Source organism: uncultured Rikenella sp., assembly GCF_948810725.1.
GTDB lineage: Bacteria > Bacteroidota > Bacteroidia > Bacteroidales > Rikenellaceae > Rikenella.
Window position 1 is genome coordinate 48,933 of the sequence record NZ_CAQIVA010000009.1, and the last position, 13,864, is coordinate 62,796.

Genomic DNA, 13,864 nt, shown 5'->3' on the forward strand with positions numbered 1-13,864 from the left:
TCGGATTAGACCGTGAAATACCTGTATAACTGTTTCATACGCGCTTTCAGCCTGGTCATCGCGCTGGCCGCGCCGTTCCACCGAAAAGCACGGCTTTTGTGGCGGGGACGGAGAGGCTTGTTGCGGCGGATCGAGCGGGCGGAAGCCGCGGCCTCTTCGGTGGGAGGGGGATTGCAGACCATATGGGTGCACTGTGCTTCGCTCGGGGAGTTCGAGCAGGGAAGACCGCTGATCGAGGCGATTCGGGCGAAACATCTGGTCGGGACGCCGGATTATCGGCGGATCGTACTGACCTTCTATTCGCCGTCGGGGTACGAAATCCGGAAAGATTACCCGCTGGCGGACGCCATCTACTACCTCCCGGCGGATACGCCGCGGAACGCACGACGATTCGTGGCGGCGGTGAGGCCGGAACAGGCCGTTTTCGTCAAGTACGAATACTGGTACAACTACCTCTCGGCGCTGCGGGATTTCGGGGCGAAGAGTTGTGTAGTGTCGGCGATTTTTCGTCCGGACACCGTTTTTTTCCGGAAGAATGCCATGGGGAGGTTCATGCGCCGGACGATCGGGCTGCTCGACCGGTTTTTCGTCCAGAACGACGATTCGGCACGATTGTTGGGCTCGATCGGATTCGGGCCGGAGCGGGTGACGGTGAGCGGAGACACGCGGTTCGACCGGGTCGTGGCATTGGCCGATTCGGCGGCGGCGCGGGAAATGCCGTGGGCGGAGGCTTTCGTGGAGGGCGTTCAGGCGCCGGTGATGGTCTGCGGCAGCACGTGGGGGCCGGACGAGGAGATATTGCTCGAACTGATGCACGCACGGCCGGAGATGAAGTTCATCGTGGCGCCGCACGAGCTGGATTCGGTACGGATCGACGCCCTGATCGACAGGAGCGGGCGGAAAAGCGTGCGCTACACGCATTTGACCGCATCTGACGATGGGTCGACGGAAATTTTGCGGGAGGCCACATTATTGGTGATCGACACGATCGGGATGCTGTCGGGCGTTTATCGATACGGACAGCTGGCCTATATCGGCGGGGGGTTCGGACGGGGGATACACAACACGCTGGAGGCGGCGACATGGGGGATGCCGGTGCTCTTCGGGCCGAAATACGAAGCTTTTGCCGAGGCGGTGGAGCTGGTGGCTTTAGGAGCGGCGGCCTCTGTATCGGGGGCGGAGGAGTTGAAGGCGACCGTGGCGGCGTGGGTGGACGATCCGGAGACGCTGCGGAGGCGGGGAGGATCGGCAGGGGAATATGTCCGAAGCCGGGCGGGGGCGACCCGAAAGATACTCGACGCGCTGGGCATGTGACCGAGACGCTCGCCGAAGGGGCGGCAATTTTGTCAGTAATTCTGAAATCACTACATTTGCTCACGTAATAAACCAGTTACGCGCTATGTCAAGATTCATCATACGATTCGCTCTTCCGGCGCTGATGCTCGGAGGGGTCGTTCTTTTCTCCTCCATCGAAGAGCTCCCGGCCCGGAACCGGCGGGCGGCGCGGCAGCGGGCCGAAGCGCTCAGCTACCAGCAGGCCGGAGGGGTGGCACCCAAGAAAGGCGAATGGGTCGACCCGAACGCCACGGTGGTGCGGGGAACGCCGCGGGCACAGCTCAATCCGTCGGGACGGCTCGTCTGCAACCTCTCGGAACGGCGGGCCGAGCTACAACGACAGGTCGATATGCTCGGAGCCGAGCTCCGGACGGCACGCGGGCCGAGGGCACGGAAAATCACCAAAGAGCTGGCGGAACTGGCGGATCAGATCGCGGTGCTGGATCGGAAACTCGAATCGCTGCCTCAGGAGCGTACCTTTTCCGACATCTACTCCAGCGGACGGTCGTTCCGGCACTTCGTCGATTCGCTCGTAGACCTGCGGATCCAGGAAGAGGGATATGTGAAGGGGACGGGCGAGGTGACCGCTACCGAAAGCTATGTCGCACCAACTCAGACGGCACAGGCGGCGATTCCGGCCGAATCCAGAATCGTCTTCCGGATTCAGGTGGGACTCACGGCGAGACCGAGCGAAGATACCTACTCCGACGTACAGGGGATTCGGATGGTGCGCAGACCGGACGGGAAATACGCCTACTACTACGGCGCCTATCCGACCCATGCGGAGGCACAGGCGGCTTGCCGGCGCTTCCGGGCGACCCATCCGCGGTATCGGGACGCCTTCGTGGTGGCATTGCAGGGGGGGCAGCGGATCAGCGTGCAGGAGGCGATGCGCCTGACCGGAGGGATGTAGCGAGGCGGGAGCGGGCCTGCGTGACAGGCACACCTTTTTTCGATTCCCGGCGAAAAATTCCGATCGCCGCTCGTCCATACGAAACGAGCGGCGATTTTCATAGAAAGAAATCAGCCCGAAAATCCGTACATTTGCCTGAATTACCGTTTATACGCAGCTAACCACAACCTACTTTTTATGGCGGCCATCAGTCAAAGTTTAGAACAGAAACTCCAACAGCGGCTCTCGCCTCAACAGATACAAGGCATCAAGCTGCTGGAGCTGCCCACGCTCCAGCTCGAACAGCGCGTCAAACAGGAGATCGAAGAGAATCCGGTGCTCGAAGAAGAGGAACGCGAACCCGAAACGGACGAAACGCAGCTGACGCTCGAAGACTACCTCCGGAACGAAGAGAGCGCCGCCTCGTATAAGCTCAAAGTCAACAACACCTCCAAGGACGACGACAGACGGTCGCCCACCTTGTCGCAGGGGATGTCCCTCCAGGATTTCCTGATCGAACAGCTCGCCTACCACGACCTCGACGAACGCGAAATGACCATCGCCCGATTCATTATCGGGACACTCGACGACGACGGCTACCTGAGGCGGCCCGTCGCTTCGATTACCGACGACATCGCCTTCACCCAGGGGGTCGAGGTGACCGAAGAGGAGGTGGAACGCATCGTCGGCGTCATCCAGATGCTCGATCCGGCGGGGATCGGGGCGCGGAACCTCGGCGAGTGTCTCATTATCCAGCTCCGGGCCTTGCGCGAGCAGACACCGGCCGTGAAGCTGGCCATTGCGATTCTTTCCGACCACTACGACGCTTTCCTGAAGAAGCACTACGAGCGGATGATCCGGCGGTTAGGGGTGACCGAAGAGGAGTTCCGGGCGGCGCTGGAGGAGATCATGCACCTCAACCCGAAGCCCACCAACGGATATGCCGACGAGAGCTCGGCCGCCTCGCCCAACATCATTCCCGACTTCCTGCTCGACTACAACAACGGCAACTTCGACCTCCAGCTCGCCTCGCGGAGCGTGCCCGACCTGAAGATCAACAGCGGCTACCTGCGGATGGCGGAGCGGGCGATGAACACCTCGGAACAGAGCGAAGCGGACAAGGAGGCCTTGCAGTTTATCAAACAGAAGATCGAGTCGGCCAAGTGGTTCATCTCGGCCCTCAAGCAGCGGCAGGAGACCCTGATGAAGACCATGCGGGCTATCCTCCACTTCCAGCGCGACTTCTTCATCGAGGGCGACGAAGCCAAGCTCCGGCCGATGATCCTCAAAGACATCGCCGACGCCACGGGGTTCGACATCTCGACCATCTCGCGGGTGGTCAACAGCAAGTACATCCAGACCCACTTCGGCGTTTTTCTGCTGAAATACTTCTTCTCGGAAGGGCTGCTCACCGAGAGCGGCGAAGAGGTCTCCACGCGCGAAATCAAACGCATACTGGCCGAAGCGATCGAGGGCGAGGACAAGCGCGACCCGCTGACCGACGAGGCCTTGATGGATACCCTGACGGCCAAAGGATACAAGATCGCCCGGCGGACGGTGGCCAAGTACCGCGAGATGCTCGGCATTCCGGCTTCGCGGCTCAGGAAAGAGCTGTAACCGGCTTCCACACCTTTGGGGCCGTCGACCACTCGTAAAACAGCTACCTTTTTATAACCCCGGCGCACGATGCGCCCCTCTGTCGATATGAAAAACTACATCCGCTACGCTTTCGGACTGGCCCTGCTGGTCGTCCTGATGACCGTCGGACTGAACTATATTCCCGAGAACGCGGTTCGCGCTGTCGGGCTCAAACCCGTCGATATCCTGGCCGACCTCAACGAGGGGAACACCGTCGCGAACCTCGACCAGCTGGTGGGCGAAACCGAAGCCGGGCGACGGCCGGAGGGGGGCGAATACGTAGCCCGTTCGGTGTCGGAACCGGACACCGTCGCTTCGGCGGCGGGCGACAGCACACGGGCGGTGAGCACCATCTTCGTAGAGCCGGAACCGGAGCCGGAGGAGACGGGGCGGGCGGCGGATACGACCCGTACCCTTTTCGACACCGCTTTGCCGAGCGTGCCGGCCCCTGCCGACACGACGGCTGCCGAGGAGCGGGCGGGCGCGACGACGACACAAACCGCGCAACCGACACAGGGGGTGATTCCGATCATGGACTACTCGTCCGACGGGAATATGCTGCGCAATTTCATGGGGAAACTCGGCCGGACGCGCCAGATGCGGCGGCCGGTGCGGATCGGCTTCATGGGCGACTCGTTCATCGAGGGCGACCTGCTCACTTCGGACTTCCGCGAGCTGATGCAGACCCGATACGGGGGCGGAGGGGTCGGCTTCGTGCCCATTACTTCGCAGGTCGCGGGCTTCCGCCAGACGGTGGGACACAAGTTCGGCAAATGGAAACAGAGCTCGATCGTCAATAACAAATCGGGCGCCTATACCATCTCGGCTTTCCGCTACACTCCCTCGGAAGACAGCTACGTGGAGTACAAGGGCTCGTCCAACAAGAAACACCTCGACCGGTTCCGGCGAGCGCGGCTGCTCTTCATCAGCAAAGGGCAGTCGGTGGTGCGGGCGACGGTCAACGGCGAACGGGAGTTCCTGCTCAACACCGAGCCTTCGGAGGCGTTGCAAGAGATGACCATCGATGAAGATATCCGGACGATCCGCTACTCGGTCAACGACGTCGAGGGTTTTACGGCCTACGGGGTCTTTCTGGAGAATCCGACGGGCGTCTGCGTCGACAACTTCTCGGTGCGGGGCAATCCGGGGACGGTCATGGGGCGGATCAACCCGACGCTCACGAGCCAGTTCGGCAACCTCTCTCCCTACGACCTGATCATCCTGCAATACGGCCTGAACGTGGTATCGAGCCAGGTGACGGACTATTCGACCTACCGCAAACAGATGGCTGCGGTGGTGAACCACATCAAACGGTGTTTCCCGGGGGTGGCGATTCTGATCATGAGCGTGGGCGACCGGGCGACGCGGAACAACGGAGCGTTCGTCACGATGCCGGGCATTCGCGCGATGGTCTCCACTCAGGAAGAGGTGGCCAAAGAGTGCGGGGTACTGTTCTGGAACACCTACGACGCGATGCGGGCGGCGGGTGGCATGGGCGCTTTCGTCAAGAACGGATGGGCGGCCAAGGACTATACGCACATCTCGGCACGGGGCGGCAAGAAGATCGCCACGGCCCTCTACGACGCATTCCAGGCGGCAGAAAAGTAATGGCAACGACGATGGAAACACTGAAAGTCATCAAGATCGGCGGAAACGTGGTCGATCATCCGGAGAAATTACAGCAGTTTTTGCGCGACTTCGCGACGCTCGAAGGGCACAAAGTGCTGGTACACGGCGGGGGCAAAGTGGCGACGGCCATAGCGCGGGGGCTCGGCATCGAAGCGCAGATGATCGACGGGAGGCGGGTGACCGATGCCGAAATGTTGCGCATCGTCACGATGGTCTACGCAGGCTTGATTAACAAAAATATTGTGGCTGCTTTGCAGGAGGAGAGGTGCAACGCGCTGGGGCTCTGCGGGGCGGACGGAGGGCTGATCCGTTCGAAACGGCGGCCGGTGACTGCGAAGGGGATAGACTACGGCTTTGTGGGCGATCCGACCGATTTCAACCTCGACACCGCTGCGACGCTGATCGAGGGAGGTTTGGTACCGGTCGTGGCGCCGATTACCTTCGACGCGGATTCGGAAACGGGGGGCGGTTTGCTCAACACCAATGCCGACACGGTGGCGCAGGCGGTGGCGGTGGGGCTGGCGAAACGGTATGCCGTCGAGCTGGTCTACTGCTTCGAAAAGCGGGGTGTGCTCAAGGATGTGGAGGACGACAATTCGGTGATCTCCGGTATCGACCCGGCACTCTACGAACGGCTCAAGGCCGACGGGGTGGTGGCGGACGGGATGCTGCCGAAGCTCGACAACGCCTTTACGGCCATCCGGTCGGGGGTGAAAAGCGTGGTGATCTGCGCTGCCGAGCGGCTGACGCTGCCGGGCTACGGGGGGACGACACTGACCCTTTGATCGACGGGAGGAGATGGAGTATCGGATTGTTCGGTTAGAGGAGGTCACCTCGACGAACGACGTGGCGATGGCTTCGCCCGCTTCGTATCGCGAGGGGACGATCATTACGGCGCGGCGCCAGACGGCGGGACGGGGCCAGCGGGGGAATCGCTGGGTGAGCGAACCGGGGATGAACCTGATGTTTTCGTTGGTACTGGAGCCGACGCACATACCGGTCGAACGGCAGTTCCGGATTAGCGAAGCGGCGGCGCTGGCGGCGAGCGATGCGGTGCGGAGGGTGACACGGGGGGCGGTGGCGTGCGATATCAAGTGGCCGAACGACCTCTATGCCGGCGACCGGAAGCTCGGCGGGATTCTGATCGAGCACTCTCTCCAAAGCGAATACCTGAGCCGGTCGGTGATCGGCATCGGCATCAACGTGCGGCAACGGAAGTTCGACCCTTCGCTGCCCAATCCGACTTCGATCGCCAACGAGTTGCCGCCGGATGCGGCGCCGGTCGCTCCGGACGAGCTGTTGGCTGCGTTTTGCGAGGCTTTTTCGCTGCGTTATGCACAAGTGGGGACGGATGCCGGGTGCAAGGTTTTACACGCCGATTTTACGGCCCGTTTGTGGCGGGGGAAGACTCAGGAGAGCTATCCTTATCGCGATGTCGCTTCGGGCGAGCGGTTCGAGGCGACGGTGGCGGGGGTGGACGCGGATACCGGGGAGCTGATTTTACGCCTCTTTTCAGGCGAAATCCGACGATACTGGTTCAAGGAGATCGAAGCGATCTTTTAATTGCAAAATCGGGGCTCTATTCCTTTCGGAATAGAGCCCCGATTCCTATCTCCGCCTCGAAGAAAGTTACGCCAACAGTTTGCGCAGCGAAGCCAGCAGCCGGTCGCAATGCGCCTGCGTAATATTCAAGGCAGGCAAGAGCCGGAAGGTGTTCTTGTCGGACGACGACCCCACGAAGATATGTTCGTCGAACAACAGCCGTTTGCGGAACGGCGCGCTCTCTTCGTTCAGTTCGACGCCGATCATCAGCCCTTTGCCGCGCACCTCTTTGATGTTCGGCAATTTCTTCAATTCGGTCATCAGGTAGTCGCCTATCTTCTTCGCATTCTCCACCAGTTTGTCTTCGGTCATCACCTCGGCCACCGCCAGCGCAGCGGCGCAAGCCAAATGGTTCCCGCCGAAGGTCGTTCCGAGCATGCCGTATTTCGGCGCGATGTGCGGCGCAATCGAGACCGCAGCCACCGGAAACCCATTCCCGATCCCTTTGGCCATGGTGTAGATATCGGCATTGACTCCCGCCCAGTCGTGGGAGTAGTATTTCCCGGTTCGTCCGCAGCCGCACTGCACGCTGTCGGCGATATACAAGGCTCCATACTGGTCGCAAAGCGAACGTATTTTCCGCAGGTAGTCGTCGGAGGCGATCCGAATGCCGCCGACGCCCTGGATCCCTTCCAGAATCACAGCAGCAATCTCGTTCCCTTGTGTGGCAAACAGTTTTTCGAGTTCCTGCTCGTCGTTCAGGGTGACGAAAATGACGTTCTCTGTCCGGTTCACCGGAGCGGTGATGTTCGGATTGTCAGTCGCGGCGACGGCGAGCGAGGTCCGACCGTGAAACGCGCCGTGCATGGCAACGATCTTTTTCCGTCCGGTGTGGAACGAGGCGAGTTTCATGGCGTTCTCGTTGGCCTCGGCTCCGGAGTTGCACAGAAAGAGCTGGTAGTCGTCATGTCCGGACAGTTTGCCGAGTTTCTCGACAAGCTCTTTCTGGGCGCTGATCCGCACGGAGTTGGAGTAAAATCCGACTCTACCGAGCTGGTCGGTCAGCCGCTTCACATACCGCGGATGGGTGTGCCCGATCGAGATCACGGCGTGGCCGCCGTAAAAATCGAGGTATTCTTCTCCTTTTTCGTCCCACACGGTGGAACCTTCCGCCTTGACGATCTCGATGTCGTAAAGGGGATATACGTCGAATAATTTCATGGTCTTGTATTTTTTCGGTTATTCGTGTCTACCCGCAGAGAACTGCCGCTTTTTGGAAAAAGCGGCACCAAAACCGACGCAGCAGCCGAGTTGCCATCAAGTTTACTTGAATGGCCGAGGCGCAAGGAGGAAACCTTAAGGTAAACTTTTATGATAGCTACGCTACTCCTCAGGCTCCGCAGTCTTTAGTCTTCGAAAGTCTTTTGGGTCGGGGTTGTAGCGCGCTAATGTGAGCTAAACCTTATTGCGTGCTACAACTCCCGGCCCAAAGAAGAGTCCGAGATCTGGGCCGCCGGCAGCTTTAGGATGCGTGAGCATCCTCTAAAGTTTTTCTGGTTCTCTTTGTTCACAAAGAGAACAGTTCACTCCAGGGCAAAGAACGATAACAGAACAATTAAAAAGCCTGTGGTTTGAGGTGGAGCCCCATCGTTTCCGGAAGACCGCACATCAGGTTCATGTTCTGCACCGCCTGACCAGATGCACCCTTCAACAGGTTGTCGATCACAGACATAATCAGCAGTTTGCCCTCGTGCACCGTCAGGTGGAGCAGGCACTTGTTCGTATTGACCACCTGTTTCAGCGAAATCGCCTTGTCGCTGACGTGCGTGAAAGCCGCCGAAGCATAGTAATCCTTATAAATGGCCTGTGCCTCTTCCAAAGTTCCGGTGAAATCGGTGTAGACCGACGCGATAATCCCTCGCGTAAAGTCCCCCCGGTACGGAATGAAGTTCACCGCCCCGTCGAAAGCGGGTTCGAACGTCCGGATCATCTGCCCCACTTCGCGCAAGTGCTGGTGTTCGAACACCTTATAGGTGGACAAGTTATTGGCCCGCCACGAGAAATGCGACGTCGCTGCGAGCTTCTGCCCCGCTCCGGTCGAGCCGGTCGTGGCCGAGATATGCACATCCCCGCGGATCAATCCCTTGGCGGCCAAGGGCAACAGGGCGAGTTGCAAACAGGTGGCGAAACATCCCGGATTGGCGATGTTTTTCGCCTCTTTGATAGCCTCCCGATTCTGTTCCGGCAAGCCGTAGACAAACTCGTGCCCGTCGATAGCGGTGTCGGGTGCGATCCGAAAGTCCTGCGAGAGGTCGATTATCCGCACATCAGCGGCAATCTTATTGGCCTCCAGGAATTTCCGGGCGTCTCCGTGTCCGACGCACAGGAACATCACATCGACTTTCGGCAGCTGACTAATCGGTGCGTCGGTGAACCGCATCTCTGTATCACCGAACAAATCGGCGTGCACGTCGCTCACCAGATTCCCGCCGTTCGAGTTGCTGTGCACATACGCCAGCTCGACGCCAGGGTGGTGTATCAACAGACGCACGGCTTCGCCGCCGGTATAACCGGCCCCTCCGATAATTCCTACTCGTATCTTCTCCATAATTTTAAAATTAATCGTTCTTTTATCGGTACCTGCCCAGGAGGGTACTGTTCTTTTTGTGAACAAAAAGAGCCAAAAAAACTTCAGAGCGCATCCCTGCGGGATGCTCTGGCCGTGTCTGCCCGATTGGTTGGGCTGGATTTTCGGCGAGCGCGCTAATAATGGGCGAGAACCCCACGCGCGCCTCGCCTGAAAATCTTAGCCCAACGAACGAGGCGGAGATAACCCGTGGTCGTCCCACCGGGACGACCTCTGCAAAAGTTCTTTGGGTACCTTTCTTTCAAGAAAGGTACGGTTCTATCCGGCACAAAGTACAGATAAGCGAACGGTTATTTTTCGATTTCGGACGGATTGACCGCGTAATAGATCGCGTTTTGGTTGCCGAAAATCTTGCCGAAACCCTTGACATCATCCGACGTCCAGTTGCTCATCGTTTCGCCGTAAGCCCCGAACTTGTTCGACATCAGATCGTGTTTCGACTCGATCCCCACCACGAAGAATCGATAAGGCAGCAAGTCGACGAAGACATCCCCCGTCACATTCCGCTGCGAGCTGTCGAGGAATGCCTCCATATCGCGCATCACCGGATCGTAGTACTGGCCCTCGTGGAGGTAGTTTCCGTAGAAAGCCGAAAGCTGGTCTTTCCAGAAGAGCTGCCACTTGGTCAGCACGTGTTTTTCGAGCATGTGGTGCGCCTTGATGATAATCATGGGCGCAGCCGCTTCGAACCCGACACGGCCCTTGATCCCGATAATAGTATCCCCGACGTGCATATCCCGCCCGATGGCATACGGCGCGGCGATATGCTGCAAATCCTGGATAGCCTTTACTTTATCGTCGTAATGTTTGCCGTCGATCCCAACGAGTTCTCCTTTCTCGAAAGTCAGCGTAATGCGCTTGGCGGGCGCGTCGTGGGCCACTTTGAGCTGGCAGGGGTAAGCCTCTTCGGGCAGGGTCTCGGACGAGGTGAGGGTCTCTTTCCCGCCGACCGAGGTGCCCCAAATCCCCTGATTGATGGAATATTCGGCTTTCTTGAAGTCGAAATCGACGCCGTGGGAACGCAGATAGGCGATCTCTTCCTCGCGCGAAAGGCGTTTCTCGCGGATCAGGGCGATTACTTCGATCTCGGGCGCGATGATGTTGAAAATCATATCGAACCGCACCTGGTCGTTGCCTGCGCCGGTCGAACCGTGGCACAGGTAGTCGGCGCCGATCTCCTTGGCGTATTTGGCGATGGCGGTGGCCTGCGAAATCCGCTCGGAGCTGACCGAAATCGGGTAGGTGCTGTTCTTGAGCACGTTGCCGAAGATCATGTATTTGATGCTCTGCTCGTAATAGGTGTGGGATACGTCGAGCCGTACATAGCTGGCCACTCCCAAGCCTTTTGCACGACTTTCGATTTTGTCGAGCTCTTCTTTCGAGAATCCGCCGGTGTCGGCCAGGGCGGCGTGCACTTCGAGTCCCATCTCTTTGGCGAGGTAAATCGCGCAATACGAGGTATCCAATCCGCCGCTAAAGGCGAGCACTACTTTCTTCTTTTCCATATCTAAATTTCTGTTAATTATTCGATTATGCTGCTCCCATCCGGACGGAACTGCCGCTTTTTGGAAAAAGCGGCACCAAAAACTTTTATGCTAGCTACGCTATACCTTAGGCTCCGCAGTACTCATTCTGCGTGACTGCTTTTGGGTCGGGACAACGGCGCGCATGGGGTTTAGCTCGCATTAGCGCGCCGTTTGCTCCCGACCCAAAGAAGAGTCCGAGAGTTGGGCCGCCGGCAGCTTGAGGATGCGAAGCATCCGTCTAAAGTTTTTTTGGTTCTTTTTGTTCACAAAAAGAACAGTACCCTCCAAGTGAGGTGCAAATAATCGAACGGTTATTTAAAGTTTTCAGGTTTGGGGAGATCCGTCGGCCACGGGACACGAATCGTATCTTCCGCCGGGTCGAACAACATCGCCGTACAGAGGCAATTTTTGTGTTGTTTGCTCTGGAGGATCGGGAAGTTCACACAGCTCTCGCAGCCTTTCCAGAACGTTTCGTCGTCGGTCAGCTCCGAGAAGATCACCGGCCGATAGCCCAACTCATTGTTGATCTTCATGACCGGCAGCCCTGTGGTGAGCCCGAAGAGTTTAGCCCCCGGGAATTTCACCAACGAGAGGAAGAAAGTTTTGGTTTTGATCGCTTTGGCCAACCCCAGTTTGCGGAACTCCGGATTGATAATCAGCCCCGAGTTGGCCACATAGCCGTTGTGTCCCCAGCTTTCGATGTAGCTGAATCCGGCCCAGCGTCCGTCTTTGTGGAATGCTACGACGGCTTTGCCTTCGCGCATTTTCGAAGCCACGTACTCCGGGGTACGTTTCGCGATACCCGTACCGCGTGCTTTAGCGGATTCGGCCATCTCGGTGCAGATCTCCTGAGCGAAACGGGTATGTTCCTCGCCTGCAACGAGGACGTCAAAATCATCAATAGTCATCTTGAGTACAAGAGATTTATGTAAAAATGTCGGTTATTTTCCGGTGAAGGAAGAAAAACACCCGCGCCGGCATAACGCATGTACCCATGGCACGCAAGCCGAAAAAGCAGTATGAAACGGGGTGCAAAAGAGGAATCCCCCTCTGTGTGTACCTCCGTCGAGGGAGGGTGCGCAGGGGGAACTTATCGTCGTCGTCGCAAAGAGAGTGCGCAGATATTCACGATCGTCCTCGGTTTCCGGTTTTGAAATAACGGGGCAAAGGTATGTAAAAATTTTTCAATAATGACTCCAAGAGGGATTTTTCGTGTGCGCAGATCGAAATTCGAGAGACTGAGAGCTGATTATTGGGGGAGAAGGCCCTGTGAGTGCGCCCCGGGCTACCGCGGTGCGGGAGAGAAAAGTTCATTGGGCGATCTGGTCAGTGTGGCGGGGGGAGGTTTCAACTGGTCTTCCGCTGCGAGCGGCATCTATGGGTCTTATCTACTCTCTTATGTGTCGAATCTTAATCCAAGCAATTCCAATGCCCGCGCCTACGGTTTTCAGTTGCGTTGCCTCTCGGAATAAACAAGACACGAGCCCGTGGTGGGCAATGGGCTGGAGCTGCCCCATGTAGCCGAACTTTGTGCGGACGAACGCCCGGGAGTACCGGGTTCGGCCTGTTCGTCTTTCGTTTAAGCGGCTCGCCGCCGGCGGTGAGTGCAACGAGCTCCGACGAGTTGCAGCCCGCCGCGTGGGGTGGCGGCGAACTGCGCGACCCAAAGGGTCGCAGAAGCTCAGCCCATTCACCGCCCCAATTCTGTCGGATTCGGGCCGCGCGCTACCATTTATCACCACCTTCCATCTGGTTCGGCCTGTCGCCCATCCCCCCGAGCGGCTTCGCCGCTGGGCGACAAGGCCGGCGACCTAAAGGTCGTAACAATTCCGGCACCAGCACCACCCCATTCTGTTGAGTTCGGGCTGCGGCGGTTCTACGAACCGCAAAAGCACAGCATTTTTCTGTCGGATTCGTCCTCGGCGCGCCCCCCCACGCGCCGCTAAAGCGTCGCCCTCACCGAGGACGGCGATTCCCTTCGGAATCGCGCTATTCGCTCTCGGCCCAAATTTCAACCCAAAGCTCAACCCAGCGCGGCGCGAAAACCGTAATCGGTTTTCGCGCCTGAAGAACAGGCACGCCCCCAAGCACGCCCCAGTCCTCCGCTCCGTGTCCGCCTCACTGCGGCTCCGCTGTCGCTCCGCCGGTGCCGCTCGGCACTCAAAAAATGGACGTATCTACTCCTAAACGTCGCCCGCGGCAATTCTTGCCGGATTGGCCGAGCGCCAACCGGCAAAATATACCCTCTTAAGCGGGCGGGCGACGGATTTTTGCGCGGAATCGAGTTTTTCGCGCGCCTGCGCGATTCAGTTATTTCGGCTCACCACCGAAATAGTTAAATCGCTTCTTTAGGCGGGGCGCGCGTCTTCGCCAACAGGAGGGTACTGCGCTCGGGCCGCGCGGGCCCCACGTCCCGTGGACGGGAAATGCTGACGCATTTCCACTGCCAGCCTCTACCTCCGTTCTCTGTCCGCGCGCTGGCGGAAATCTTGTTAGAACAATTCACAATTGTTCTAACGATTTCCTTCTCCAGCAATCGCGCGCGGGCGAGCTTTGCCCCGCCTGAAACTGCCCTGCGCGGGCGGCAGACGGCTAATAAGGCAAAGACAACCCTAACAAAACGCCCGATGGGCGCACCGGCGGGACGGAGCGATA

At 58.6% G+C, this 13,864-nt stretch carries 13 protein-coding genes; 9 read left to right on the forward strand and 4 right to left on the reverse strand.

Going from position 1 to position 13,864, the window contains the following annotated elements; translation table 11 throughout:
* The first annotated feature begins 12 nt into the window (after positions 1 to 12).
* The 6 genes from Q9S52_RS05025 (at position 13) to Q9S52_RS05050 (ending at position 7,057) form a co-directional block, all read left to right on the forward strand.
* A complete protein-coding gene (locus tag Q9S52_RS05025; RefSeq protein WP_304708365.1) occupies positions 13 to 1,314 on the forward strand; it encodes a 3-deoxy-D-manno-octulosonic acid transferase in 1,302 nt (433 codons plus the stop codon).
* Between the two features lie 85 nt (positions 1,315 to 1,399).
* Complete coding sequence (locus Q9S52_RS05030) at positions 1,400 to 2,248, forward strand: hypothetical protein (RefSeq protein WP_294593093.1); 849 nt, start codon at positions 1,400 to 1,402, stop codon at positions 2,246 to 2,248.
* A gap of 177 nt (positions 2,249 to 2,425) precedes the next feature.
* Positions 2,426 to 3,844 (forward strand): RNA polymerase factor sigma-54, encoded by a 1,419-nt coding sequence (rpoN, locus tag Q9S52_RS05035; protein WP_304708367.1) that lies wholly within the window; start codon positions 2,426 to 2,428, stop codon positions 3,842 to 3,844.
* Between the two features lie 87 nt (positions 3,845 to 3,931).
* Positions 3,932 to 5,473 (forward strand): hypothetical protein, encoded by a 1,542-nt coding sequence (locus Q9S52_RS05040; RefSeq protein WP_304708368.1) that lies wholly within the window; start codon positions 3,932 to 3,934, stop codon positions 5,471 to 5,473.
* 11 nt (positions 5,474 to 5,484) lie between these two features.
* Positions 5,485 to 6,279, forward strand: coding sequence for an acetylglutamate kinase (argB, locus tag Q9S52_RS05045; protein WP_294593085.1), 795 nt, complete (start codon positions 5,485 to 5,487; stop codon positions 6,277 to 6,279).
* Positions 6,280 to 6,292: 13 nt separating this feature from the next.
* Positions 6,293 to 7,057 carry a biotin--[acetyl-CoA-carboxylase] ligase gene (locus Q9S52_RS05050; protein ID WP_304708369.1) on the forward strand — a complete coding sequence of 255 codons (765 nt, stop codon included), beginning with the start codon at positions 6,293 to 6,295 and terminating at the stop codon, positions 7,055 to 7,057.
* A 66-nt stretch (positions 7,058 to 7,123) separates the two neighbouring features.
* Here the strand turns inward: Q9S52_RS05050 and Q9S52_RS05055 are convergent, their stop codons facing one another.
* The 4 genes from Q9S52_RS05055 to Q9S52_RS05070 form a co-directional block, all read right to left on the reverse strand.
* A complete protein-coding gene (locus Q9S52_RS05055; RefSeq protein WP_304708370.1) occupies positions 7,124 to 8,257 on the reverse strand; it encodes an aspartate aminotransferase family protein in 1,134 nt (377 codons plus the stop codon).
* Positions 8,258 to 8,651: 394 nt separating this feature from the next.
* Complete coding sequence (argC, locus tag Q9S52_RS05060) at positions 8,652 to 9,644, reverse strand: N-acetyl-gamma-glutamyl-phosphate reductase (RefSeq protein ID WP_304708371.1); 993 nt, start codon at positions 9,642 to 9,644, stop codon at positions 8,652 to 8,654.
* 329 nt (positions 9,645 to 9,973) lie between these two features.
* The gene (locus tag Q9S52_RS05065; RefSeq protein ID WP_297627687.1) at positions 9,974 to 11,188 is read right to left on the reverse strand and encodes an argininosuccinate synthase; all 1,215 of its coding nucleotides are present in this window, start codon (positions 11,186 to 11,188) and stop codon (positions 9,974 to 9,976) included.
* A 332-nt stretch (positions 11,189 to 11,520) separates the two neighbouring features.
* Positions 11,521 to 12,117, reverse strand: a complete 597-nt coding sequence (locus Q9S52_RS05070; RefSeq protein WP_297627690.1) for a GNAT family N-acetyltransferase — start codon at positions 12,115 to 12,117, stop codon at positions 11,521 to 11,523.
* 111 nt (positions 12,118 to 12,228) lie between these two features.
* Here Q9S52_RS05070 and Q9S52_RS05075 point away from each other — a divergent pair, with 111 nt between their 5' ends.
* The 3 genes from Q9S52_RS05075 to Q9S52_RS05085 all read left to right on the forward strand — a co-directional run.
* On the forward strand, positions 12,229 to 12,363 hold the full coding sequence (locus Q9S52_RS05075) for a hypothetical protein (RefSeq protein ID WP_304708372.1): 135 nt from the start codon (positions 12,229 to 12,231) through the stop codon (positions 12,361 to 12,363).
* A 159-nt stretch (positions 12,364 to 12,522) separates the two neighbouring features.
* The gene (locus tag Q9S52_RS05080; protein WP_297830436.1) at positions 12,523 to 12,681 is read left to right on the forward strand and encodes a hypothetical protein; all 159 of its coding nucleotides are present in this window, start codon (positions 12,523 to 12,525) and stop codon (positions 12,679 to 12,681) included.
* A gap of 954 nt (positions 12,682 to 13,635) precedes the next feature.
* Positions 13,636 to 13,864: hypothetical protein (locus Q9S52_RS05085; protein WP_304708373.1), on the forward strand; the 229-nt coding region annotated here is incomplete at its 3' end.